Source organism: Paraburkholderia sp. Ac-20347 (assembly GCF_017104805.1).
Lineage (GTDB): Bacteria > Pseudomonadota > Gammaproteobacteria > Burkholderiales > Burkholderiaceae > Paraburkholderia > Paraburkholderia tropica.
This window is the reverse complement of record NZ_JAAGPN010000034.1, coordinates 1-25,468: the sequence shown is the minus strand read 5'-3', so window position 1 is coordinate 25,468 and position 25,468 is coordinate 1. Positions and strand designations below refer to the sequence as shown.

13 protein-coding genes are annotated in these 25,468 nt (G+C 63.0%); 7 read left to right on the top strand and 6 right to left on the bottom strand.

The window, feature by feature from the left end:
- Positions 1-14: 14 nt before the first annotated feature.
- The 3 genes from G3N97_RS09740 to G3N97_RS09730 all read right to left on the bottom strand — a co-directional run bounded on the left by G3N97_RS09740 (position 15) and on the right by G3N97_RS09730 (position 12,349).
- Complete coding sequence (locus tag G3N97_RS09740; RefSeq protein WP_205993014.1) at positions 15-10,025, bottom strand: non-ribosomal peptide synthetase/type I polyketide synthase; 10,011 nt, start codon at positions 10,023-10,025, stop codon at positions 15-17.
- A 299-nt stretch (positions 10,026-10,324) separates the two neighbouring features.
- The gene (locus G3N97_RS09735; RefSeq protein WP_205993013.1) at positions 10,325-11,482 is read right to left on the bottom strand and encodes an acyltransferase; all 1,158 of its coding nucleotides are present in this window, start codon (positions 11,480-11,482) and stop codon (positions 10,325-10,327) included.
- A gap of 150 nt (positions 11,483-11,632) precedes the next feature.
- Positions 11,633-12,349, bottom strand: coding sequence for a 4'-phosphopantetheinyl transferase superfamily protein (locus G3N97_RS09730; protein WP_205993012.1), 717 nt, complete (start codon positions 12,347-12,349; stop codon positions 11,633-11,635).
- A gap of 657 nt (positions 12,350-13,006) precedes the next feature.
- Between G3N97_RS09730 and G3N97_RS09725 the strand changes: the two genes are divergently transcribed.
- From G3N97_RS09725 to G3N97_RS09710, 4 genes are all read left to right on the top strand, one after another.
- Positions 13,007-13,945 (top strand): glycosyltransferase family 2 protein, encoded by a 939-nt coding sequence (locus tag G3N97_RS09725; RefSeq protein ID WP_205993011.1) that lies wholly within the window; start codon positions 13,007-13,009, stop codon positions 13,943-13,945.
- A gap of 242 nt (positions 13,946-14,187) precedes the next feature.
- Positions 14,188-16,095 (top strand): HAD-IIIC family phosphatase, encoded by a 1,908-nt coding sequence (locus G3N97_RS09720; RefSeq protein WP_205993010.1) that lies wholly within the window; start codon positions 14,188-14,190, stop codon positions 16,093-16,095.
- Positions 16,096-16,439: 344 nt separating this feature from the next.
- Positions 16,440-17,357 (top strand): transcriptional regulator, encoded by a 918-nt coding sequence (locus tag G3N97_RS09715; RefSeq protein WP_205993009.1) that lies wholly within the window; start codon positions 16,440-16,442, stop codon positions 17,355-17,357.
- Between the two features lie 407 nt (positions 17,358-17,764).
- Positions 17,765-18,403: a hypothetical protein gene (locus G3N97_RS09710; protein WP_205993008.1), complete on the top strand. Its 639-nt coding sequence runs from the start codon at positions 17,765-17,767 to the stop codon at positions 18,401-18,403.
- A gap of 55 nt (positions 18,404-18,458) precedes the next feature.
- Here G3N97_RS09710 and G3N97_RS09705 read toward each other — a convergent pair whose 3' ends face one another.
- Both G3N97_RS09705 and G3N97_RS09700 read right to left on the bottom strand, forming a co-directional pair.
- A complete protein-coding gene (locus G3N97_RS09705) occupies positions 18,459-19,586 on the bottom strand; it encodes a glycosyltransferase family 4 protein (protein ID WP_205993007.1) in 1,128 nt (375 codons plus the stop codon).
- 220 nt (positions 19,587-19,806) lie between these two features.
- Positions 19,807-20,997, bottom strand: a complete 1,191-nt coding sequence (locus G3N97_RS09700; RefSeq protein ID WP_205993006.1) for an acyltransferase — start codon at positions 20,995-20,997, stop codon at positions 19,807-19,809.
- 565 nt (positions 20,998-21,562) lie between these two features.
- Between G3N97_RS09700 and G3N97_RS09695 the strand changes: the two genes are divergently transcribed.
- Complete coding sequence (locus G3N97_RS09695) at positions 21,563-21,853, top strand: co-chaperone GroES (protein WP_027816722.1); 291 nt, start codon at positions 21,563-21,565, stop codon at positions 21,851-21,853.
- A gap of 44 nt (positions 21,854-21,897) precedes the next feature.
- Complete coding sequence (groL, locus tag G3N97_RS09690) at positions 21,898-23,538, top strand: chaperonin GroEL (protein ID WP_065057246.1); 1,641 nt, start codon at positions 21,898-21,900, stop codon at positions 23,536-23,538.
- Positions 23,539-23,721: 183 nt separating this feature from the next.
- On the opposite strand, the gene G3N97_RS09685 is transcribed toward groL, so the two are convergent.
- Positions 23,722-24,558 (bottom strand): hydroxymethylpyrimidine/phosphomethylpyrimidine kinase, encoded by an 837-nt coding sequence (locus G3N97_RS09685; protein WP_205993005.1) that lies wholly within the window; start codon positions 24,556-24,558, stop codon positions 23,722-23,724.
- A 343-nt stretch (positions 24,559-24,901) separates the two neighbouring features.
- Between G3N97_RS09685 and G3N97_RS09680 the strand changes: the two genes are divergently transcribed.
- Complete coding sequence (locus tag G3N97_RS09680) at positions 24,902-25,072, top strand: rubredoxin (RefSeq protein WP_008342674.1); 171 nt, start codon at positions 24,902-24,904, stop codon at positions 25,070-25,072.
- Positions 25,073-25,468: the final 396 nt, after the last annotated feature.

Sequence of the window (25,468 nt, the reverse complement as noted above, 5' to 3'; positions counted from 1 at the left end):
ATCCCGTTCATCGCTCACATGCCTCCTGCGTTGCGACGCTTGAAGTTGAGGATCGAGGGTCGCGCGACCGCGGCCACTTCGGCCACGGCTTCGACTTGCGCGCCATCGAGACTCGCCGCGAGTTGCGCGATCGAGACGTTCTTCATCAGTTGACGCGCATCGACGCCGAGACCGCGCTCGTTCATGCGGGCGACGATGCGGAACAGTTGCAGGCTGTCCGCGCCGAGGCTGAAGAACGGCTGGTCGATGCCGATCTGCTGCACGCCGAGCACGTCCGACCAGATCGAGACGAGCGTGGCTTGCGTGGGCGTCAGCGCCGCGGGCTCGCTGGCGGGGCTTTCCGCTTCGACCGGCGCGGCCGTCTGCGGCACGGCCTTGAGCGTTGCATGCGCGGCCTGAGCCTGACGCGCGGGCGCGGCCACCATGTCGGCGCTCGGCACCGGCAGCGCCTTGCGGTCGAGCTTGCCGTTCTGCGTTTGCGGCAGCGCGTCGAGCATCATCCACAGCGTCGGGACCATGTAGGTCGGCAGTTCCACCGCCACGTACGCGGCGATCTCGCCGAGATCGGCCTTGCCTTGCTGCGTTTCGACGACATAACCGACGAGGCGCGGATGATCGTTGACCGTATGCAGCGCGACCGCCGCCGCCGCGACGCCCGGCGCTTTACGCAGCGCCGCTTCGATATCCTCGATCTCGATGCGGAAGCCGCGCAGCTTGATCTGCTGATCGCGGCGGCCCAGATGCTGGAGCGCGCCGTCGGCCAGACGCTTCGCGAGGTCGCCGGTGCGATAGAGACGCGCGGGCGCCGCGCCTTCGACGGCGATGGTGCGGAACGCGGCGTCGGTGAGGTCGGGGCGGTTGAAGTATCCCGTCGCGAGTCCTTCGCCGCCGATCCACAGTTCGCCGGTCACGCCTTCCGGCGCGAGACGCAGATCGTCGGTCAGCACATGCAGCTGCGTGTTCGCGAGCGGCGCGCCGAGCACCACGGCGCCGTTCGGCTGCACGCGTGCGGCGGCGGACCAGATCGTCGTTTCGGTCGGGCCGTAGAGGTTCCAGACTTCGGCGCCGGTGGCGAGCAGCGCATCGGCGAGATCACGCGGAAGCGGTTCGCCGCCGCAGAGAATCTTGAAGCCTTGCGGCGCCTTGAAACCGGCTTCGAGCAGCATGCGCCACAGCGACGGCGTGGCTTGCAGCGCCGTGGACGCCTGCGCCTTCAGTCGCGACACCAGCTCGTAACCCGTGCGCACTTCCGCGTGGCCCGCGACGAACACCTGAGCGCCGGTGACGAGCGGCAGGAACAGTTCGAGGCCCGAAATATCGAACGAGAACGTGGTCACGGCGACGATGCGGTCCCGCGCCGTGAAGCCAGGCTCCTGCGCCATCGAGAGCAGGAAGTTGCTCAGCGCGCGATGGGGAATTTCCACGCCCTTCGGCTGGCCCGTCGAACCCGAGGTGAAGATCACGTAGGCCGCATCGGCGTCCTGCACGCGAGGCAGCGCGACGCTTTCGTCCTGATGCTGCGCGAGCAGCGTTTCCAGTTCGAGCACGCGATGATCGCCCGGCTCCAGCACCGCGCGGCTGCCCGCGTCGCTGAGCACGGCAGCGATGCCCGCGCCGTCGAGAATCTGACGCAGGCGTGCGGCCGGCATCGTCATGTCGAGCGGCACGTAGGCGCAGCCCGCGCGCCACACGCCGATCATCGCGGCAACCGACATCGCCGTGCGTTCCATCGCGATCGCGACGCGGCCGTGCGGCGCGATGCCTGCCGCCACGAGACAGCGTGCGATCTGACTGGCGCGCGCATCGAGTTCGCTGTAGCTCAAGCTCGCGAATTCATCGGCGACGGCGACGGCATCGGGCGTCTTCTTCGCCTGCGCGGCGATCAGCGCGGGCGTCGTCTGCGTGAGATCGTAGGCGCGCTGCGAGGCGTTCAGTTCGTCGCGCAGATGGCGGATCTCGGCGTCGCCGAGCAGCGGCAGCGTGGCGATGGACGCGTCGGCGTCGCGGGCGATCGCGCCCAGCAGCGTTTCGTAGTAACCGAGCCAGCGCTGGATCGTCGATTCGTCGTAGACGTCGGTGTTGAAGTCGCAATCGAGACGCAGACCTTGCGCCGATTCGATCACGTTCAGGAACAGATCGAAGTTGCTATACGCCTTCGCGTTCGGCGCGAAGCGCGTGCTCACGCCCGCCATGTCGAGCTGCGAGTCGACCTTCTCCAGATTGAATTGCAGATCGGTCAGCGGCAGGCGGCTGAAGTCGCGCTTGATGCCGAGGTCGCGCACCAGCGCGCCGTAGGTGTAGTTCTGGCGATCGCCCGCATCGTAGAGATGATCGCGCACGGCCTTCATGTGCGTGGCGAACGACTGCGCGCCGTCGAACTTCACGCGCAGCGGCAGGAAGTTCACGCAGTGGCCCGCGAGCAGCGCTTCGCCGGCTTGCGACTGGCCCGCCATCGGCGCGGCGATCACCACGTCGTCGCGGCCCGCGAGGCGGCCGAACAACACTTGCGCTGCGCCGAACAGCGCGGCGAACAGCGAGCAGCCTTGCTTCGACGCGGCGGTCTTCACCTGCTTGAGCAGATCGGCGCTCAGGAGACGCGTGGTCGATGCGCCATTGAAGCTCTTTACTTCGGGACGCACGCGGTCGCCGGGCAAGTCGAGTTGCGGCGCGCCTTCGCGATGCAGATTCATCCAGAAGTCGCGCGTTTCCTGATCGACGCCGGCTTCGTCCTGCACCTTCGCGAAGGCGAGGAAGCTCTGCACGTCGTCGAGTTCGGCGGGCGTGCCCGAGACTTCGGCGGCATAGAGCGCCTGCAGATCGCGCAGGATGATGTTGATCGACCAGCCGTCGCAGATGATGTGATGCGCCGTGAACACGAAGGCCCACTTGTTCGCTTCGAGACGCACGAGCGCGGCGCGGGCCAGCGGCGCACGCGTGAGGTCGAAGACTTCGCGCGCTTCGGCGTCGACGAGCGCGGCGAGTTGCGCGTGCGCGTCGGCTTGCGTCGAGAGGTCGATCTGTTCGAGCGGCACGCGGGCGTCGGCATCGGCGAACATCGTGTCGCCGACGCGCGAGAAGTGCGCGCGCAGCGCATCGTGTCGCGCGACCGTCGCCGCAAACGCGCGCTCGAAGGCGGCTTCGTTCAGATCGCCCGACAATTCCAGCGTGAACGATTCATTGAATGCGAGCGACGCTTCATGGCTTTGCTGCGCCGACATCCAGATTTCCTTCTGCGGTTCGGTCAGCGGCGCTTGCGTCGGCGCTGCCGTTGCCGCTGCGGGAATCGCAGCAGGCGTCGAAACCGGCTGCGCCGTGCCGCCGAGAATGCCCGCGGCTTGCAGCGCGGCGATCGCTTCGACGAAGGCGTCGCCGATCTTGCGGATGTCTTCGTCGGAATGGCTCGTGGTCAGGAAGCACGGGAAGCCTTCCATGATGTGCACGCCGAGGAAGCGCATATACGCGTAGAACAGGCTGCCCAGGCGATCTTCGCCCGCGAAGCTGATGTAGAACCAGCTCGAGAAGGTCTCCGCGCGCGTGGCGATGCCCACCTTTTCCAGATGCGTGTTGATGCGCTGCACGAGGCCGTCCATGCGCGCGCCGAGCGTTTCCTGCAGCGCCGGACCGGCTGCCTGCAGATGCAGCAGCACGGCCTTCATCGCGGCGAGCACGACCGGATGACGCACGAAGGTGCCTGCGAAGAACGTCGGCGGCACTTCGGGCACCGAGGCATCGCCGAATTGCCATTGGCCGCCGTCGAGCGCGTCCATGTACTGCGCGCTGCCCGCGAGCACGCCCACCGGCAGACCGCCGCCGACGACCTTGCCGTACGTAGCCATGTCGCCCTTGATGCCCCAGTAGCCTTGCATGCCCGCCGGGTGCACGCGGAAACCCGTCACCACTTCGTCGACGATCAGCGCCGATTCGTTCGCGGCTGTCACGTCGCGCAGTTGCTGCACGAACTCCTTCGGACGCAGATTCGGGTGGCGCGACTGCACCGGCTCGATCAGCACGGCGGCGATGTCGTCGATATTGGCCTTGATCCACTCCAAGCTTTCCGAGCGCGCGTAGGGCAGCACGACCATGTTGCCGACCGAGCTGTTCGGGATGCCGGGGGCGAGCGGGAACGCGCGCGGCACGCCGGCTTCGCTGCCCGGCTTGACGAGCACTTCGTCGAACTGGCCGTGATAGTCGCCGTCGAAGCAGACCACCTTGTCCTTGCCCGTCACCGTGCGCGCGAGGCGCATCGCGGCCATCACGGCTTCCGAGCCCGTGTTGCAGAACGTGACGCGTTCGTGGCCCGTCATGTCGGCGAACATCTGCGCGACTTCGCCCGCGAGCGGCGATTGCGGTCCGATCGCGAAGCCTTCGGCCATTTGCGCGTTGACGGCGTCCACGACGAAGTCGGGCGTGTGGCCGAATGCGGTCTGGCCGTAGCCGTTCACGAGGTCGATGTATTCGTTGCCGTCGACGTCCCAGATCTTCGAGCCCTTCGAGCGCTGGGCGACGATCGGATAGACGAGTTCCTTCCATTCTTCGCGGAAGCCGCTCGCGGTGCGCGGGTCGGCGAGCACGGCGCGGTACGTCTGCGTGCGCGACTTCGACGTGGCGGTTTTGGCCGAGTAGCGCGTGGCGAGATCGGTGATGAAGGCGCTTTGCACGTCGGTCATCTGCGCCGAGGTCGTCGCGCCGGGTTTGTAGGCGGTGAAGCGCGTCGGGCGGTTTTCCTCGAACTTGATTTCGGGACCGGCGGCGTGGGCTGCTGCTGCGGGTGCTGCCGCTACGGGCGCTGCAACTGCTGCTGCAACCGGCGCCGCAACGGCCGCCGGTGCCGCGATCGCCGCAACGGGCTGAGCGACGGCGACCGGCACGCCTTGCAGCACTTCGAGCTGACGCGTCATCAGCGATTGCATGGCGGCGATCTGATCGCGGATCACCGATTGCACGTCGCCCGTGACCGGCAGTGCGGTCACGGCGGTGACAGCAGTCGCAACCGGCGCGGCGACAGTCGATGCAGCAACCGGCGCAGCAGCGATCGGCGCAACCACCGCAGCCGTTTCAACCGGCGCGGGCGCGGCCACGGGTTCCGGATCGGGCGGCAGCGCGCCGTCGAGGAACTGCGCGAGCGCGGGCAGCGTCGGGTAGTCGCTCATGATCTGGCGGAAGCTGATCGTCACGTCGTAACGGCGGCGCAGCTGGCGCGAGACCTGACCCATGAACAGCGAGTCGTAGCCGAGATCCCAGAAGGTCACATCCGGATTGGACGTGTCCGGCGCCTCGCCCGACATTTCGGTGAGGAGCGACGCCAGTTCGGCGACGAGACGCGGCTTGCGGTCGATTTGAGCGGTTTGGGCCATGGCGGTCTGGGAATGGTCGGTAATCGCGTGAGTGGAAGCGGGCGTGGCAATCGCCGCCGCTTGCGTCTGTAGTTGCGTTTGTTCTTGCGTCGTTATTTGCGTTTGTTCTTGTGCAGCAGCGGGTCGAGCGGCGGCCGTTGTGGGCGCGTCGATCCAGTGACGTTCGGGTTCGAACGGATACGTCGGCAGCGCGATACGGTGGGCATCCGCGCCATGCAGCGCGCGCCAGTCCGGCGTCGAGCCGTTGAGCCAGAGCCGCCCGGTCGCTTCGGCAAGCACGCTCAGTTCGCGTTCGCGCTGCGCGAAGTCGGGCAGCGAGGCGATGGCAGCTTGATAGCGGTCTCTCGTCAGCCCTTGCGTGGCGAAGGTTGCGAGCGTGCGGCCCGGACCGATTTCGAGCAGCAGCGGCTTGCCCTGCGCGGTGACGGTCGCGAGCGCATCGGCGAAACGCACCACGTCGCGGCAATGGCTGGCCCAGTAGCGGCCCGACACCGGACGATCGGACGCCGCCCATTGCCCCGTCACCGACGACACATACGGAATCTTCGGCGGCGCGAACGTCAGGCGGTCCGCAACCTTGGCCAGTTCTTCCACCACGCCGGACATCATGCGCGAGTGGAACGCGTGCGACGTATGCAGGCGTCGATGTTCGATATCGCGCGCCTTCAGCGTGGCTTCGAAGGCCTCGATGGCCGCGAACGGACCGGCCACGACGCTCAGCGTCGGCGCGTTGATGGCGGCGAGATCGACGTCCTCGGGCAGCGTGGCGCGCAACTCGGCTTCGGGCAGGCGCACGACCAGCATTGCGCCCGGTTCGGCCGATTGCATCAGCGCGCCGCGTTGCGCGATCAGCCGCAGCGCGTCCTCGAATTCGATCGCTTCGGCCACGCAGGCCGCAACCAGTTCGCCGACGCTATGGCCGATCATCGCCGTCGGCCGCACGCCGCGCGAGATCCACAACTGCGCCAGCGCGTATTCGGTGAGGAACAGCGCGGGCTGTGCGTAGATCGTCGAGCGGATCGGATGCGGGGTGTCGTCGCCTTCGGGCACGTCGCTCAGCAGCATCGTGCGGATGTCGAGGCCGAGATGCGGCGCGAGCGCTTCCGCACCCTTGTCGATCCACTCGCGATACACCGGCTCGCTGCGATAGAGCGCCGCGCCCATGCCCGGATACTGCGCGCCCTGACCGGGGAACATGAAGACGACGGCGGGCGCGGCTTGCGGCGTTTGCGCTTCGAGCGCGCCTTTTTGCAGCTTCGCCTGCGCCTGATCGAGCGTTTCGGCGACGATCACGGCGCGATGCGAGAACGCGCGACGGCCCGTTTGCAGCGTCGCGGCCACGTCGGCGAGCGCGAGTGGCGGATGGGACGCGAGCGGGTTGGCCAAGTAAGTTGCGAGATTCGCCTTCGCGCGTTCGAGCGCGGCCGCGCTGCGTGCCGAAATCGGCAGGATCTGGGGCGCGGGTTCCGCGTGCGCATCGGCGCGTTCGCGCAGCGGCGCTTCCTCAAGCACGACGTGCACATTCGTGCCGCCCACGCCGAACGAACTCACGCCCGCACGGCGCGGCGTCGGACCGTCGGTCCATGCGCGCGCGGCGGTGTTGAAGTAGAACGGGCTGCGCGCCGCATCGATGCCCGGATTCGGCGACTGGAAATGCGAGAGCGGCGGCAGCGTGCGCTCGCGCAGCGCAAGCGACGCCGCGATAAGACCGGTCACGCCCGCGGCCGCATCGAGATGGCCAACGTTGGCCTTCGCGGACCCGAGCGCGCAGAACTGGCCGCCTTCCACGCCGCCCAGACGGAATGCCTGCACGAGCCCCGCAAATTCGATCGGATCGCCGAGCGGCGTGGCCGTGCCGTGCGCTTCCACATAGCCGATGGTCGCCGGATCGATGCCTGCTTCGGCGTGCGCGATGGCGATGGCGCGCGCCTGCGCGTCGACGCTCGGCGCGGTGAAGCCGACCTTGTCGGAGCCGTCGTTGTTCATGCCGACGCCGCGAATCACGGCGCTGATCGGATCGTTGTCGGCGAGCGCGTTTTCGAGGCGCTTGAGCAGCACCACGCCCGCGCCGCTGCCGAACACCGTGCCTTGCGCGTGCGCGTCGAACGGACGGCACACGCCGTCCGCCGTGCCCATGCCGCCTTCCTGGTAGAAGTAGCCGCGCTTTTGCGGGAAGGTGATCGACACGCCGCCGGCCAGCGCCATGTCGCAGCGTCCCGCGCGCAGATTTTCGACAGCGAGGCCGATCGCGGTGAGCGAGGTCGAGCAGGCGGTCTGCACCGAGATCGCCGGGCCTTTGAGACCGAGCTTGTACGCCGTGCGCGTGGCGACGAAATCGCCCGCGCCGACCAGCTTCTGATACTCGCCGATCTGGAACTGGCTCGTGAATTCGTCGATCACGGCGCGGTCGGAGAGCACATGCTTGAGGAAGTACGTGTTCATCGACGTGCCCGCGAACACGCCGACCGCGCCCGCGACGGCGGCGGGATCGTAGCCCGCGTCCTCGAACGCTTCCCACGCGATTTCGAGGAACAGGCGCTGCTGCGGATCGGTCAGCGCGGCTTCGCGCGCGAGCATGCCGAAGAAGCCCGCGTCGAAACGATCGACGTCGGGCAGGATCGGGCGCGCCTTCACGTAGCTCGGATCGCGGCGCATGGCGTCGTCGAAACTGTCTTCGAGTTCCGATACATCGAAATGCGTGACGCAGTCGCGGCCCGCGAGCAGATTCGCCCACAGTTGCGCGACGTTGCGCGCGCCCGGAAAGCGTCCGGCCATGCCGATCACGGCGATGGCGCCGCTCGTCTGCGTGCGGCGCGCTTCGAGCTTGCCGCCTTGCGGCGCGCCGAGCGTGGCGCGCAGATGAGCGGCGAGCGCGTCGACGTTCGGATGGCGAAACAGATCGACGAGCGCGAGACCTTGCGTGACGTCGCGCGCGATGATCGCGTGCGCGCGCATCAGATCGAGCGAGCGCAGACCGAGGTCGAAGAAGTTCGCGCGGCGATCGACGGGCTTGCCGAGCAGACCTTCGAACACGGCGGCGAGCGGGTCGGCGAGGTCGTGTTCTTGCGTTTGAGTTTGCGTTTGCGTCTGAGCCTGCGTGCTTGCCGAAGGCGCGGCGGCGACATCGAGTTCCGCGAGGAGCGCCTTGCGATTGATCTTGCCGTTCGGCGTGAGCGGAAAGTCGGGCAGCACGCGCAGTTCGGTCGGCACCATGTAATCGGGCAGCGCCGCTTTCAGATGCGTGCGCAGCGCGTCGACGAAGGCGGCAGCGGAAGCGGCGCTGGCCTTCACGAAGCCCGCGATTGCCTTGCCGTTGCGGCCTTCGAATGCAGCGACTGCCGCGTCGGCGACGCCCGGCGCGACGCGCAGCGCATGTTCGATTTCATCGAGTTCGATGCGCTTGCCCGCGATCTTGATCTGCCGGTCGTTGCGGCCGAGGAAATCGATCGCGCCGTCCGCGCGGCGGCGCACGAGGTCGCCGGTGCGATAGAGCTTCGCGCCTTGCGTGAAGACATCGTCGACGAATTTTTCGGCCGTCAATTCCGGACGATTCAGGTAGCCGAGCGCGACGCCGTCGCCGCCCACCACGAGTTCGCCCACTTCGCCATCGGCGACCGGCGCGAGTTTGTCATCGACGATATACGCTTGCGTGCCGGCGATCGCGTAGCCGATCGGAATCGCGTCGCCGTGTGCGAGCGCTTCGTCGCGCGGAATGCGAAAGCAGCACGAAAACGTGGTGTTTTCGGTCGGACCATAACCGTTGACGACTTGCACTCCGGCGTGCGCGTCCATCACCTTGCGCACGTGCAGCGGCGACAGCACGTCGCCACCCGTGAGCACTTCCTGGAGCGGCGCGAACGCTTCGAGCCGATAGTCGGCGAGCGCGTTGAAGAGACCCGCCGTGAACCACGCACTCGTCGCGCCGAGCCGCGCGATTTCGGCGGCGATGGCGTCGAGCGAAGGCTGGACTTCGTTGATGATCGCGGCGCATCCGCCGTTGAGCAGCGGGCCCCAGATCTCCAGCGTACTTGCGTCGAACGCGAGCGGCGCGAGATTGAGGAAGCGCGTGTCCGGCGTGAGCGCAGTGAAGGTCTGACCGTGCACGAGACGCAGGATCGCGCGATGCGGCACGATCACGCCCTTCGGCTTGCCGGTCGAACCCGACGTGTACATGATGTAGGCCGCGTCGTCGCGATCGCTCGGGTGCGGCGCGGCGGGCGCGGCGTGTTGCGCGGCGGCGATGAGGTCGGCGAGATCGACGAGCGCGCCGTGTGACTCGCCCGCGTTCGCGAGCGTGCTCGCATCGGCGATCACGAGCTTGGGCGCGCAATCGGCGACGATGAAATCGAGCTGCGCGCGCGGATAGGCCGGATCGAGCGGCACATAGACCGCGCCCACGCGCAGGATCGCGAGGATCAGCGCGAGCGTGTCGCGGCTGCGCGGCACCATGATCGCGCAGCGTTCGCCCGCTGCGAGTCCGCGTTCGCGCAAGACGCTTGCAAGCCGCGCCGAACGTTCGCCGAGATCGGCATAGCGCTCTTCGCCCGTCGCGTCGATGGCGGCAACGCGATCGCCGAATTGCGCGCGGATCGTTTCGAAACGCGCAACGACGCCAGGTCCCGTCTCTGAGCCGCGTGGCGATGCGGCGGACAAATCATCGCGATGTGACATTTGCCGGTCTCCCAGTAACTTTGATCGGCCATCGGAAATCGTTGGATCGTCGATTCGTCACCGTTTGCGCGATGCCCCGTTGCACCGCGGTGAGTTCACGACCTGAAGAAAAACCCCGTTACCACCTGACTTGTTCTGGCCTGGCGGCTTATTCAGCAGCCGTTTGCGGGCGAGAAATATTCTGTAAGTCAAATTTAATTTTGTGAGGCGCGACTGTCCGTACGGCGTCGCACACACGGATGCGCGGCGAGTCCTGCGCGCAACACTGCGTGTTTTTGCGCACGCGCGTGCGCTTGCGCTCAGGCGGCGCCCGCCTGGCTCGCGGCAAGCTGGCGTCGCGCCGACGCGCGGCGCAGCACGGCAATTGCGGGGCGTTCGACCAGCAGATGGAATACGTAAGCGCTGGCGAGCGCGATGAAGAAACAGGCGAAGGCCCAGAGGATGCTGACTTGACGCGTCGAATGCAGCAGCCAGGAAAACAGCGCGATGCAGACCGGCATGTGCACGATATAGAGCGAGTAGCTGAAATCGCCGACTTTTTCGAGCGCGTGCATGACGAACGCGCCGCGCGGGCGGGCGTGCAGCAGCGCGTCGAAGCAGGGCGTGAACGCGAGCGCCCAGGGCAGGCACCAGAGAATGCGCGCGCCGCCCGTCGTCATGGCGCCGCGCGTCGACATGACGCCGCCGAGCACCAGCAACGGCGGCGTCGCGAGCAGCAGCCAGCCGCGTGAAAGCCGCTGGCCGCGCACGTCGCGTTCGGCGATCCACGCGCCGAGATACCAGCAGGACCAGTAAGTGGTGAAGATCAGCACGCCGTGGCGGTCGAGCAGCGCATACGAGACGGTCGCAAGCGCCATCAGCGCGACGAGCGTGCGGTTCGGTCCGAGGCGGCGCTGCACGGCGAACAGCAGCGGGTAGAGCAGATAGAACTGCACTTCGAGCGAGAGCGTCCAGAGCGCGGTGTTCGAGCCGTAGGTCGGCGCGACGATGCCCTGCAAGGCGAACAGATTCGCGACGAAGGTCCACAGACTGCCGTCGCCGAGCTGGGCGTCGTGCACGCGGAACTGAAGGCTGAAATTGTCGAGCGCCCAGGTCAGCAGAAGCGCGCAGAACAGCACGGGATAGATGCGCACGAAGCGCCGCCACAGAAAGTCGTGCGTATCGAGCCGGTAATGCGGATGGCGCGCGAGCCGCGCCGCCTGGCTGCGATGAATGCAGTAACCGCTGATGACGAAGAAGACCGGCACGCCAATCGGTCCCCAGACGAACGGTATCGTCAGCCAGGCGAGGGCCGTGTCGAGCGAGAGCCTGAGATGCGGTCCGGACGTATAGGCGCGTATGCCGATCCACGCAATCAGACGGCAGTGGAATAACGCGACCGCCATCGCGGCGATACCTCGCATCGCCTCGATCGTGCGCGTTTTATCGGCGTCCTCGCCTGTGATGGCTTGGCTCATCGCTCGCCTCCCCTTGCGTGTGCTGCGCGAAGGAATTCGCGTCTTTTGCCACGCTGCTGGTCCGGGTGGAGCGATTGGAGCAAAGCGGCGCCGAAGCCTCTGTGCGCCGCCAAACATAGTGCGTGCGCAAAAGGCGCGCGCAGGCTTATTTCATCGGCGATTCATGAAGACGGGTGCCCAGTCTGCGTGGCGTGCCGCCACCGCGCCCGCGCAATCGGGCAGATCCGCGAGCGCGTGCACGCGCCAGTGCGCGGCTTCGTGCGCATCGCCGCCGACGCGGCAGGGCGTGGTGTCGCCGCTGATCGCGATATCGAATTCGAAATGATCGGGCGGCAGGATGAAGCCGGTGCCGAGCGCTTTCAGACAGGCTTCCTTGCGCGCCCAGGTTTCGAAGAACACCGCTTGCCGACGTGCGTCGGGCAACGTGGTGAATTGCGCGCGCTCGCACCTGGAAAACACTTCGACGGGCAGGCTCTCTTCGAACGGCCGCACCATTTCCACGTCGATGCCGATCTCGATGCCGTTCGACACGGCGAGCGCCGCCCGGTGTTCGCTGTGGCTAAGATTGAAGCAGAGCGTCCAGTCCGCGGGCTGACTCGTGCAAAAGGGCTTGCCTTGCTCGCCGTAGTCGAGCGTGACCGCGTGCGCGGGGAGACCGAGATAGCCGCCGAGCAGGCGGCGGAGTTCGCCGCGCCCCGCCACGAAGCGGCGACGATGACGTTCGAAGCGGAATTTACCGGCGCGCTCGCGCTCCTGATCGGAGAGCGTCTGCCAGTCGCTGTCGAGCTGCGCGTCGTCTGCATCGAGATCCCAGCGCCAGATGTGAACGTCTTGCGCGGCGGGCGGCGTGAGCGAGGAAACGGGCATTGAAAGCTAAAAGGTAGGCAGCAGTAAGCGGATTGATTGTAAGACCCGATTAGAAATTTGCCGAGCGAATTTGCCCCTGAATTGTTGGCCACCCCACGGAACGGGATCGGGCGTCGCCTTACGATCCTCGACAGCATAGCGCACGTGGCGACGGGTCAAAGCAGAACGTCGCCGCGTGCCTCGACGCCAACGTCGACCGGCTCCCCTGTGGCGGCGAGCCGTTAGACGCAGCCTCTTATGACGGCTGAACGGGCGCATGTGCTGTTCCAGACATAATGCGATGCCGATCCCGGTCCGAAAAGCTTGGGGATTGCGCGTCGGCACGAATACGCAAGGTTTGCTGCGGCTCGAGGACGCGATCGACGTATGCCACGCGTGGCGCGCGTTTGTCTGTGCGTTTGCTCGTCTGTTCGTCCATTGGCCGGCTTTGAATCAATGATTCGGTTCCGCGTTGTTTCTCCGGGACCGGGAACGCACTCGGCCTGAAAAAACGATTTTATGGTTTCCACTATTTGAGCAGTCAAGCGGAACGTCCAGTTAATCGTCATTTTTGAATTGGCCTGGTGTCATTCATTGCCCGCCGGTATAGCCGCAGGGATGGGCTCTTCTTTGCTCTTCGCGTGAGGGATTTTTCGAAATTTTGATCCGAGGTGTGGGATGCGGCATGAGTGTGTGTCCGGCTATAACGTGAGTGTGATAATTCCGCACTACAACAGTGTCGATTTATTGTGGATGGCGATCGAGTCGATCTCGACGCAGACGGTTATTCCGCACGAAATCATCGTGGTGGACGATGCGTCGGGCATGGCGTTCGACTTGCCGAGTCATTGCGGCGACGACATTGCGCTGCACCTGATTCGCGAAACGGTCAATCGCGGGGCCGCGTGGTGCCGCAACCGCGGCATCGAAGCGGCGACGGGCGACCTGATCGCCTTTCTGGACGCGGACGACCGCTGGCTGCCCAACAAGCTCGAACGGTGTCTCGCGGCCTTTGGCGCGCGGCCGTCGGAGAGCGAAGCGAAGGTGCTGTTCAGCAATGTGGTGCTGACCGACGGAAGCCGGCGCATGCTCGGCAATACCGCGCCTTATGACGGCCAGTCGATGCTCGATTTCATTCTGCTGGAACGCGGCTATATCCAGACATCGTCGATCATGATGTGGCGGCATCATTACCCGCAAATCAGTTTCGACGGGTCTTTACGCCGCCATCAGGATTGGGATTTCGCGATTAATGCGCAAATGGAGGGCTGTGCGTTTGTTTATTTACATGACGCCCTGGTGGAATATTCATTGAGCGGCCGGGTCGACAAAATATCGCGCGTGCCGAGCAGCGAGCCGAGTCTGGTTTTTCTCGGGAAATATCACAAGCATATGTCGAAGTGGCATGCTTCCTCGTTTGTCTTCGACGTGCTGATTTACAAGAATATGAATTGGGCGATGCGGCTCGATTTCGTCGGACGAATCATGGCGGGCGAGATTGCGGTTCCAGGCAAAGGGCGCGTGCCGCTGTTCGCGCGGCTTGTGATAGGCCGCAGCGGCGTGAATCTGATCAAGCAGTTGCGCAGGCGGATTCAGCCCGGCAATTTGCCGGTATGACGCTGTGATCGTGGATTCAGGCGCCCGCGTGTTTTGAGTCGGACGGCCTTGTGTATGTCGGCGCACAGAGATCGCGGCGGGTCTCTGCTGTAATCGCCGAGCACACACGGGCAACGTTTGGACGAAGCGTGCGTATTGCACCAATGCGCTATGGCGCAGGCTTCCGCAAGAACAGGCGCGTTGTTTCGCGCAACCGGTGTGCCTCCGTGCGGTTCTGAACGCTTTGACTCGAGGGGGCCGAAATGCGTCAATTTATCCGCGATTTCTTCTATACCTCCATCGCCGATAAACAGGTGAATTTGCCGCTGCCACCGACGTCGCTGGCCATCGATGCGCGCAAGCTCAATATTCTGCTGCTGGGTACGTGCGGTGTCGAAATTCTCGGCAAGCGCAGCGCGAACACCGGTCACAACATCCGGCACATCGTCATGGGCTCGAAGCGTCATGAGCCCGTGCCGACGGCGGCCGCGAACGACGACGTGGTGGTGGTGAACCTGACGCTGCGCCATATTCTGAGCGAGGCCGCGAACACGCCCGAGCCCGCAGTCGACATGCTCTTCGCGCGCCTGCAGTCCGACGACGAGGCGCGCGCGCTGCTGGCTAGCGTCGGCGAATTCATCGCGCTGAAGGTCGGCCAGCTTACCGCGCAGATCACCACGGCGCCTATTCTGTTCATGTCGTTTTTCGAGCCGAGTTTCAATTACCTCGGCGACCTGATCGATCAATCGGGTTTGACGTCGCCCAGCTATCTGGTGCGCGAGATTAATCGGCTGCTGTTCGATGCGGTCCGCAAAACGAGCAACGGTTATTTTCTCGACGCCAACGAGATTCTGAATTTCGTCGGCCGCCGGCATCTGCAGGACGATGTGCTGCTGAGCAGCTCGCACGCTTCGTTTATCAACGATTGGGACTTCAAGCTCGACGCCAGTCGTTTGAATGCACCGAAAGCGCTGATCAATATGGTCACGTATGAAGTGGCGTCGCGTGAATTCACGCTTGCGCTGCTCGCGCGCGTGGAAGCGATCGTCAAGATCGTCGCGCAGCGCAATCCGGTAAAGCTGATCATCGTCGATCTCGACGATACGCTATGGCGCGGCGTGGCCGCGGAAGGCGAGGGACTGAATCCTTTCGAGCGCATCGAAGGCTGGCCGATCGGTCTCGTGGAAGCATTGCTGTTCTACAAGAAGCGCGGCGGTCTGCTCGCGATCTGCAGCAAGAACGACGAAGCGCCGACCATCGAGCGCTTTAATGCGATCTGGCGCGGTGCGATCACGCTCGACGATTTCGCGAGCGTGCGAATCAACTGGCAGCCGAAGTCGCAGAATATTCGCGAGATCATGAAGGAAGTGAATCTGCTGCCGGGCAACTGCGTGTTCATCGACGACAACGACCGTGAATTGTCCGAGGTGAAAGCGGCGATTCCCGAGATTCGCTGTCTGGGCGGCAATCACTACGATTGGCGGCGCATCATTTTGCGTTCGGCGGAAACGCAGGTGCCGGTCGTCACCGAGGAGTCGGCACGACGCACGGAACTCGTGCGCGCCATTTCGCAGCGCGAGGCCAGTGTCGATGCGGGGAGCGGGGCATCGCGCGAGGAATGGCTGGCATCGTTGCAGCTTCGTCAGTCGTTTTATCTGATCAAGACGCCGAAATCGAAATACTTCGAGCGCGCTTTCGAGTTGATCAACAAGACGAATCAATTCAATACCACGGGCAAGCGCTGGGAGAAATCGGAGTTCGAGAAGTTCATCAGCAAGGGCGGCTATTGCATTGTTTCTTCGCTGCGCGACAAACTGATCGACAACGGCATCATTTCGGTGTGCCTGATCAAGTGCGAAAGCATCGTGCAGGTGGTGCTGTCATGTCGCGTGTTTGGGCTGGGCGCGGAACTGGTGGTGGGCGCGGTGGCGACCCGGCTGGCGCTGAAGGCGCAGCCGCAGATTCACGCGGAACTGGTGGACACGGGCAAGAACGCGACGTGTCACGACTACTTTGAGCGCATCGGTTTTTCGCAGACGCAAACGGGCTTGTTTGCCAGCGCGGCGAATGAATGGCCTTCGTATATTCAGATCGAGAATCTGGGGACGTCGGACTTTCCACCGGTGCAGATTGAGTGGTGCGGAGGTGGGGCGCGAGTGGCCCGCGGCTAGCGCGCGATCCCTTTCGAGGCGTGTGTTGGTGAGCGCACATTGAGCCCGGATGCCCGATAGTAGATTAGTAGCCAAGCGTTCCGGGTCGCGCCGCGCCGGCGTCGCTGTGTAGCGTGCAAGGCGACGCCGCATCGGCAAGCGAATGCCGGATGAAAACGCCGTGTGATGTTTTCAGCGTTTCGTCTTAACGTTTCAGGCAGTATCTGCATAACAACGATAAATGGAGACTAGCCGATTGATGTCGGCGACTCGTCCAGTCCAGGTTCCCCGCGTGTCGACACCGTTGGGGAATTTGACGCCGCAGGTCCCGTTTCCGGTCTACGACAGACAGAAAGGAGCGATGCATGGACATCTGCACGACGATTCCACCCGTTGGCGAGGCGGAGCTGCCGAACACGTGGATTAACTCAAGTTATTCAGCATTTAAAGAGAACTTCGAACGCAATAGTTTCGAGGTCACCCACAAGCTGGCGCGTCATCCGCTGCTTCAGTTGCCGCAATTGCTGGAACTGGCGGACCGCTCGCTGAGGACGCGCCCGTCCGATCTCTATTTCGACATGGGCGATGTCGTTCCCGGGCAGAAGTGGAAAGATACGAATCGCGAATTTTCGCCACTGAGCGCGCTAAGGCAACTGGAAGAATCGAACGCGTGGTTCATCTTCCGCAGCGCGCAGAAGGACCCGGCTTATACCGAGCTGTTCAGTCAGACGATCGCGGAGATCAAGCGGCTGGTCGGCAACGGCATCGAAAAGAAGATTCTCGTCGAGGACATCATCATTTTCGCGACCTCGCCGAAACGGGTGACTGCGTATCACATCGATCGTGAATGCAATTTTATTCTGCAGATTCAGGGGCAAAAAGATATCTACATCTTCGACCGCAACGACCGGGAGATTCTGCCGGAAGTCGAGATAGAGCAGTTCTGGGCGCTGGATAACAACGCGCCCAACTATCGGCCTGAAATGCAGGACCGAGCCCGTCTGTACAAACTGGCGCCTGGCAACGGGGTGCACGTGCCGGTCAATTGTCCGCATTGGCTGCAAAACAAGGACAACGTGTCGGTGACCTTGAGTGTGAATTTCCAGTTTATCGATTCGGTGCGGGCGAATATCTATCGCGCCAATCATTATCTGAGAAAACTCGGCATCGATCCGCAGCCGCCTGGACGCAGTGCGTTGCGCGATCAGGTCAAGGTGATGGCGTATTCGACCGCGAGCGCGGCAAAGCGCGTCGTCTCGTCGACATGGAAGAAAGGTAGCTAGTATCGCAACAAGCGATGACCGATTTTGATTTTTTCATGCTCGCCACCCGGAAAGTGGCGAAGCGTTCGACCATGAAAAAATGAGCTTCGCAAAGGCGTGCGCCACGTTTGCGACCGTAACTCAGACCGTGATTAAGACAGCCCGGATTAACCATGATGCTACCTTCCGCAAATGAGCTTTTGGTCGTTGACCGGGCCGTTTATACGAACGCGTTCAATACGAAGCCGTTCGGTTTCGAGCACTATCTGCATCGGCTTCCGATGTTTCAGCCCGACGCGCTCGCGGCGCTGGCGGGCAAGTACGGCGCGGAGCCGGGCGACTACTACATTTCGCAGTCGGCGCCCACGCCGGGAACGCGATTCTTCGATGTCAAATCGAAACCGTCGAAGCCTGATGAAGCACTGGCGATGCTCGCCACCTCGCCGACACGCATGCTCTTGAAGCGTCCCGAGAAATACGACAGCGCGTACCGCGATCTCTTGAATACGCTGTTCGAACGCGTGGTCGAATTGCGAGGCGGTTTGAACGGCGAAAAAGTCGTACGGCTGGAGTCGGCGCTCTTTATCAGTTCGGCTTCCGCCACCACGCCATTTCATTTCGATCCGGAGATCAATCACTTTTTCCAGATCGAAGGCGGCAAGCAATATCACGTTTATCCGCCTTCGGCGATTCGTGTGGAAGAACTCGAAGACTTCTATGTGGAAGGGAAGATCGAGATCGGGCAGGTGGATTTGCGCACGCGCGACAAGAGTCTCGAGCACGTCTTCAGCCTGATGCCTGGGCGCGGCTTTCATCAACCGCAAGACGCGCCGCATTGGGTGAAAACCGGCGGGGAGCGCAGCGTTTCGTATGCGTTCGTCTACGAGACCAATGCGAGCCGCGCACGCGGGCGTATTCTGGCCGCCAATCATTACCTGCGGAAAATCGGCGTGCATCCGCAGGACCCTGGAGCAAACGCAGGGAGCGACAGTGCAAAGGCTTCGGTGATGAAAGTCGTCGTGCCTGTTCGCAGGCGGATCGTCCGAAATCTTAACCGGATTCGTTGAGCGCATTCGGCGCGGTTTTAAACCGCGCCGATGATGCGTCTTTAAGGAAGGCCGCTTATCGAACAGTAGATGGCCAGTCGACGACGCGTTGGGTATCGAGAAACTCCCGGAACTCCGCAATATCGCCAGTGCTCGCCTGTGATTGCGAATAAGCGAGCGCTGCTTCCGAAGCTGCATTCAGGCTGGCCGCATCGGACAAGATCGCGCTGATCTGCCCGGCGTCGATCAGAAAGGCGCAACGTTCGCTGCCGGGCGGCAAGCCTTCCAGCGAATGACGCGAGCCGAACACCGGCTTGCCCGCCGCCAACGCTTCGACCACCTTGATTTTCAGGCCCGTTCCATCGACAGGCGCAATCACGATCTTCGCGCGCCGGTAAAGCGCGTCCAGATCGTCGACGAAACCGAGTAGCCGGATAGTGCCGATCGCCGATGCCTTTTCGACGACTTCGGGATTCATGCTGACCTCGCCCGCGATCGCCAGAGAAAAACGCTGCAGCAATTCGCGTTGCTCGTCGATGAAATGGATAATGCCATCCACGTTGAACGGATTGCGCGAGCCGATAAAAAGCAGATCGATATCGCCGCCGCCCTGTAGCGCGTCTAAATTGCGATGACTCGCGACACTGTATTTCGGCAAAAAGAATACCGGCTTGTGCGGAAAGAACAGCCGGAACATCCCGGCCTCCGTGCGCGCAATCGCGAGCAATGAAAGCGCGCTTTGCAGCAAGCCGGTTTCGCTGCGAAATTTCTCGGCAATTCTGCGGCTCGTGAGCGCGTGTCCAAAGCGCTTGCTGAATTGCAGGAAGTCGATATCGTGCGTTTCGATCACGCAGCAATCGGGATCGATGCCGTTCAGTTCCAGCAGGCCATTGGCGTAATTGACGATGAATAGCGCGTCGGGATACTGCTTTCGGAGCCGGTCGTAATTGGGCGTCAGCGCGGGCAGATGAGCGCCGAGCAGTCGCGGAATCCAATCCGGAAAAACGCCGCTTAGTTTCTTTTTGGCTTTTCCCCAATAACGCAGCACTGGCGAACGCCGGTCGAGTACGAGCGCGACGCCGGGAAACTGTTTGCTGAAAATCGTGCGCTCGGCGTCGCCCCACGGACACTCCCCGTGGTTCGAGTAACTGTAGACGGTGATTTTGCAGCCGTAACCGATCAGCAGATTGAGCAGCGACGTCACGCGGACATGCGCGCCATTCCGGTTGTTGACGAAAGTGCCATTGAAATAGACGATTAATTGGCGACGGGGACTGTCCCGGGTATCAGGGTTGATCATCTACGTTTCCGCGGTCATCTCACGTTGCACTGCCGCAGAGTATCCGCGCGCAACGCGCACGTCACTGCTGCCTGGCGCACGCAAGCCGGCTGCTGGTGGCATACGGCGAGCGTGAAATGCGCCGCTAATCGAGCAGAGTCGAACAATTCGGCCGTGCTTCTGCTTGTGAGGCCGGCGCGTTTCGGCGCACCAGCGATTGTTCGAGCCATTGTCTGATCGGGTGATCGACGAAACGCTCGACAAGCCAGGCCGCGATCAGCGTGGCGATGATCGAGATAAAGACCGCCTGCGCTTCTTGCCCGCTCTTCGACAACGCAAAAACCAGGCGGCCGATAGGGAAGTGAAGCAGGTAGATCGGATACGACAAGCGACCCAGCAGACGCGTCAAATGGCTGGATCGCGTGGAAGAGACATCGAGTTCGGCGCCGCGCCAAACCAGAATCGGCGCGATCGTGAAAATAATGGAGAACGGATAGATTCCGCGTACGAGATAAGGAAACGCGCAAATAGCCGCAAACAGTCCATAGAGCGCGGCTTCGGACGGAATCCATTTGCGTAAGGCGATCAGCAGGGCGGGCTGATTCTCGCGAAGGTGGAGTCGATAAACGAGGATGCCCATCGCGAATCCGTAAACGACCCTGCTAAATCCGCCCAAAAAATTCGACGTACCCCATCCGAGCCCGAATTGAAGCGCGAGTCGGCCCGCGTTGAGTTCCACCAGCAAGGCGATGAGTAGCGTGGTGACCGCCCCCCATGCCGCAATGAAGAACAGCTTCTTTTCATTGGCCCGAACGAATAACAGGAACAATCCGCTCGCCACGATTTCGAAGAACAGCGACCACGCCGGATCGTTGATCGGGAAAATCGATCCTATGGACGCCGATGCGGGATCAGCATGGCCCGGTATGCCCATATTGTTGATCGATCTGTCGCCCAGGTAGGGAATCATCAACACATTGGATGCCGCCGCCGCTATGAGACCTGGGCGAGTGAAGTTTGCAAGACCGAGGCTGTTGATGAATACGAGCGTCGGTATGCCGATGAGCGACGAGATAACGAGCATCGGGTACAGGCGTATCAGGCGCTTCGCCAGATAGCGTGTGTGGCTCATCGAGCGATTCGCGAGCTTTTCCCCGTAAGAGTGAAAGATGACGAAGCCGCTCAGAATGAAAAATAGATCGACGCAGATATTCCCGTTCGGAAAGAGCGGCCATCGTCCGAACAGCGTGAAGTGATACACCATGACCATGGTCGCGGCGATGCCTCTGAGTCCGTCAAGGACGTCGTAGCGACGTCGGCTGGCGCTATGGGTCATTTGGCGTGCTATCCGGGAGGTGGGAGACGACGCGACGAATCGGCCACCATGCTGCGCGATTTCGGTGGCCGGCTCAGTGGGATAGGGCACCAAGCGCGTGGCTCAGAATAATGGGGTGTGATCCTTATCGCGCCAGCCGGAAGGACGCATTTCTGGCACTGCGCACAGCAGGGTCGGGATTCCCCTGGGCGAAAAAAATATCGGAGCTCTCGCGCCTCGGCGTGCAAAAAACGCGGTTTCGAGCAGTTGCCGATTGCCGTGTGGAAGCGAAGCGTGCGACGCGGCCGGATTTCTATGTCGTTGTTTTTGCGTAACTAATTGGTCTTTCAGGTTGCGCAGGAGCGTCGCAAAGAAGACCACGCCGCCTCAAGATCCCTCATCCGACAGCCTCGACACTTTTGTCTCCGCCCCCCTTCTTGAATTTGTCACTACCCGTCCATATAATTAGCACTCACCGCATGAGAGTGCTAACAACGCTCGGTGTACACATATCTCTGGCTGGCACCTTCGCCAACCAGGTTTTCTTGAGTCTCTTCAAGTCCCAATCAAGAGAGAGGATCTATCCATGAACCTTCGTCCTTTGCATGATCGCGTGATCGTCAAGCGCCTGGATCAAGAAACCAAGACCGCTTCGGGCATCGTGATCCCGGACGCTGCGGCAGAAAAGCCGGATCAAGGTGAAGTCCTGGCCACGGGCCCGGGCAAGCGTGACGACAAGGGCTCCCTGATCGCGCTCGACGTCAAGGTCGGCGATCGCGTCCTGTTCGGCAAGTACGCTGGCCAGACCGTCAAGGTCGATGGCAACGAACTGCTCGTGATGCGCGAAGAAGACATCATGGCCGTGGTGCAGAAGTAAGCTCAGCCCACCGCTCATTCATCAAGAATTCAAGGAGTTAGAAGATGGCAGCTAAAGACGTCGTGTTCGGCGATTCCGCCCGTTCCAAGATGGTTGAAGGCGTGAACATTCTCGCCAACGCTGTGAAGGTCACGCTGGGTCCGAAGGGCCGCAACGTGGTCCTCGAGCGCTCGTTCGGCGGCCCGACGGTCACCAAGGACGGTGTCTCGGTCGCGAAGGAAATCGAGCTGAAGGACAAGCTCCAGAACATGGGCGCGCAAATGGTCAAGGAAGTTGCTTCCAAGACCAGCGACAACGCAGGCGACGGCACGACGACGGCAACCGTCCTCGCGCAATCGATCGTTCGCGAAGGCATGAAGTACGTCGCATCGGGCATGAACCCGATGGACCTGAAGCGCGGCATCGACAAGGCTGTTGCAGCCGCGATCGAAGAACTGCGCAAGATCAGCAAGCCCTGCACGACCAACAAGGAAATCGCGCAAGTCGGCTCGATCTCGGCGAACAGCGATTCGTCGATCGGCGACCGTATCGCTGAAGCGATGGACAAGGTTGGCAAGGAAGGCGTCATCACCGTCGAAGACGGCAAGTCGCTGCAAGACGAACTCGAAGTCGTCGAAGGTATGCAGTTCGACCGCGGCTACCTGTCGCCGTACTTCATCAACAACCCGGACAAGCAAGTCGCCGTTCTGGACAACCCGTTTGTCCTGCTGTTCGACAAGAAGATCTCGAACATCCGCGATCTGCTGCCGATCCTGGAACAAGTCGCGAAGGCTGGCCGTCCGCTGCTGATCATCGCTGAAGACGTCGAAGGCGAAGCGCTGGCTACGCTGGTCGTCAACAACATCCGTGGCATCCTGAAGACCGTCGCCGTCAAGGCTCCGGGTTTCGGCGACCGCCGCAAGGCCATGCTGGAAGACATCGCGATCCTGACCGGCGGTCAAGTCGTCGCGGAAGAAACCGGCCTGACGCTCGAAAAGGCAACGCTGAACGAACTCGGTCAAGCGAAGCGCATCGAAGTGGGCAAGGAAAACACGACGATCATCGACGGTGCAGGCGAAGCCGCAAGCATCGAAGCGCGCGTCAAGCAAATCCGCACGCAGATCGAAGAAGCGACGTCGGACTACGACCGTGAAAAGCTGCAAGAGCGCGTTGCCAAGCTGGCAGGCGGCGTGGCAGTGATCAAGGTTGGCGCTGCGACCGAAGTCGAAATGAAGGAAAAGAAGGCACGCGTGGAAGACGCGCTGCACGCAACCCGCGCTGCCGTTGAAGAAGGCATCGTCCCGGGCGGCGGCGTTGCGCTGATCCGTGCTCGCGTTGCTGTGACGGGCCTGAAGGGCGTCAACGCAGACCAGGACGCAGGTATCAAGATCGTCCTGCGCGCGATGGAAGAGCCGCTGCGCCAGATCGTCACGAACGGTGGCGAAGAAGCGTCGGTCGTCGTGGCAGCGGTTGCTCAAGGTTCGGGCAACTACGGCTACAACGCAGCAACGGGCGAGTACGTCGACATGGTCGAAGCTGGTGTCGTCGACCCGACGAAGGTTACGCGTACGGCGCTGCAAAACGCAGCTTCGGTCGCTGGCCTGCTCCTGACGACGGACGCAGCAGTGGTCGAAGTCGCGAAGGAAGATGCACCGATGCCCGGCGGCATGCCCGGCGGCATGGGCGGCATGGGCATGGACATGTAAATTCGGTGGGTCGAAAGACCTCCGCGATTTACATCGACGTGCCGATGGAAATGCGCCTCGCGGCGTGTTTCCATCGTCCGCAAAAGAAAAAACCCGCAGCGATGCGGGTTTTTTTTACGTCTGGCGTTTTTGTCTCGCGCGCGGGAGCCGGGGCTGCCGCGCGGGTTGATCGGCGTATGCCGGTTACGCCTCGCCTTCCTCGTCCGACGTTTCGGCGTCGTTGCTGCGTGCCCAGAAGAAGCGGTCCGGCACCCAAGCGCCCATGCCCGGGCGGAACGCGCCCTGCACGGTCTGATAGAGATACTCCTGCGCCTCGCGCACGGCCTCGGGCGGTTCCTGGCCGTTGGCGAGCAGGGCGGCGATGGCCGCGCCGAGCGTGTCGGTCACGCCCATCACCGGATTGTTCGCGCGGTCCCAGAAGTCTTGACGCAACTGGCCTTCCTCGCTGTAGAGCGTGTTCACCACGCGGTGCGAGCCGGTTTCCATCGCGAGGATGTACTCGCAGCCCGTGGCGAGCAGATGCGAGATGGCGGCGTCGATGCTGGGCGCTTCGGCGTCGCCGTCCGGCTGCGCGAGCGCGAGCAGCACCGAGACGTCGGCGACCAGCAGCGTGGTTTGCGGCACGAGCAGGTCGGCGACCACTTCGCGCAGTTCGTCGGCGGCGAGCACGTGTTCGTCGTCGAGCGTGAAGTCGGGCGCGAGCACGAGCGGCACTTCGTCATAGTCGGCGACGACTTCGGCGATCGCGCTCACCACTTCCGCGCGCGTGCCGGCACCGATCTTGAACGCCGCGACGGGCATGTCCTCGAGCAGCATGCGCGCCTGGCTCGCGACGGTTTCGGGATCGAGGCCGGTGACTTCGTCGCAGCCCGCGGAATCGCGCACGGTGTAACCCGTCAACGCGGTGACACCGTGGCAGCCCATGCTGGCGAGCGTGAGCAGATCGGCTTGCAGGCCGCCGCCGCTGGTCGGATCGGAGAGGCTGAAGGTAAGGACGATGGGAGGGGTGTCGCTGGGCATGAACGTGACGAGAAAGGTTGGCTCGCTGCAAATGCAAGGCGGTTGCGGCGGACGGCGAAACGCCGGTTTGCCGCTGTCCGTTCAATTATGCCGCCTGGCGGCGCTCACAGGGGCCGGATGAGCCGTCTCGCGCAAGGGAATTTCGCATGGCCGCCGCACAGCGCGTAGTTGGAGCGCACGCGAGGCGCGCGGCGTCACGGTTGCTAGGCATAAAAACGGCAACACGGTACCATCATGGCTCTTGTTTCCTGGCAGGTTTCCCCAACCGCCTTCACCTCGCACCCGCAGGGTCATCGACGGGTGCGGGCGTGCGGTTTTTTGGACTTTTCGACGCGGCATAAGAATGGAATATAGAAGCTGGATGTGCCTGATCTGCGGCTGGATCTACGATGAAGAAGCCGGTTTGCCAGACGAAGGCATCGCGCCCGGCACGCGCTGGGAGGATGTGCCGATCAACTGGACGTGCCCCGAGTGCGGTGCGCGCAAGGAAGACTTCGAGATGGTCCAGATCTGAGGCACGGGCCGGGAGCGTCGCTTCCGGCTGGCCGAAGATCGGCGCCGAAGCCGGCGCTCAAGTCGCGCCGCAGGTTGGCGCTGCGGCGGTTTCGATTTCATCCGCTCGGTTTCGCGGATGTCGCACGATGACGCGAATGACGCACCGACTGCTGCCTTCGCGCACTTCGCCTTGCGTCACTCGCACGACCGGCGTGCGGCGCGCAAATTGCTCAGTGATGGCTCGTCCGCGGGCCGCCTGAGCGTAGTCGAGGCCGCCACGCCCCCGCGCCGCCCGATGTGCGGCCCGCTCGCGCCGCGTTCGCCCGTCTCGCCGGGCCGCGGTCATTGCAACCCGCACTGCAACCGCATTGCAACTGTTCTCGGCGCTGCATCATGAGTCTACGTTCAACGTCGG

Bases quoted from the DNA above. Each gene is read 5' to 3' on its own strand.
- G3N97_RS09740 (WP_205993014.1), bottom strand. From the start codon at position 10,025: ATGTCACATCGCGATGATTTGTCCGCCGCATCGCCACGCGGCTCAGAG.
- G3N97_RS09735 (WP_205993013.1), bottom strand. From the start codon at position 11,482: ATGAGCCAAGCCATCACAGGCGAGGACGCCGATAAAACGCGCACGATC.
- G3N97_RS09730 (WP_205993012.1), bottom strand. From the start codon at position 12,349: ATGCCCGTTTCCTCGCTCACGCCGCCCGCCGCGCAAGACGTTCACATC.
- G3N97_RS09725 (WP_205993011.1), top strand. From the start codon at position 13,007: ATGCGGCATGAGTGTGTGTCCGGCTATAACGTGAGTGTGATAATTCCG.
- G3N97_RS09720 (WP_205993010.1), top strand. From the start codon at position 14,188: ATGCGTCAATTTATCCGCGATTTCTTCTATACCTCCATCGCCGATAAA.
- G3N97_RS09715 (WP_205993009.1), top strand. From the start codon at position 16,440: ATGGACATCTGCACGACGATTCCACCCGTTGGCGAGGCGGAGCTGCCG.
- G3N97_RS09710 (WP_205993008.1), top strand. From the start codon at position 17,765: ATGCTCGCCACCTCGCCGACACGCATGCTCTTGAAGCGTCCCGAGAAA.
- G3N97_RS09700 (WP_205993006.1), bottom strand. From the start codon at position 20,997: ATGACCCATAGCGCCAGCCGACGTCGCTACGACGTCCTTGACGGACTC.
- G3N97_RS09695 (WP_027816722.1), top strand. From the start codon at position 21,563: ATGAACCTTCGTCCTTTGCATGATCGCGTGATCGTCAAGCGCCTGGAT.
- groL (WP_065057246.1), top strand. From the start codon at position 21,898: ATGGCAGCTAAAGACGTCGTGTTCGGCGATTCCGCCCGTTCCAAGATG.
- G3N97_RS09685 (WP_205993005.1), bottom strand. From the start codon at position 24,558: ATGCCCAGCGACACCCCTCCCATCGTCCTTACCTTCAGCCTCTCCGAT.
- G3N97_RS09680 (WP_008342674.1), top strand. From the start codon at position 24,902: ATGGAATATAGAAGCTGGATGTGCCTGATCTGCGGCTGGATCTACGAT.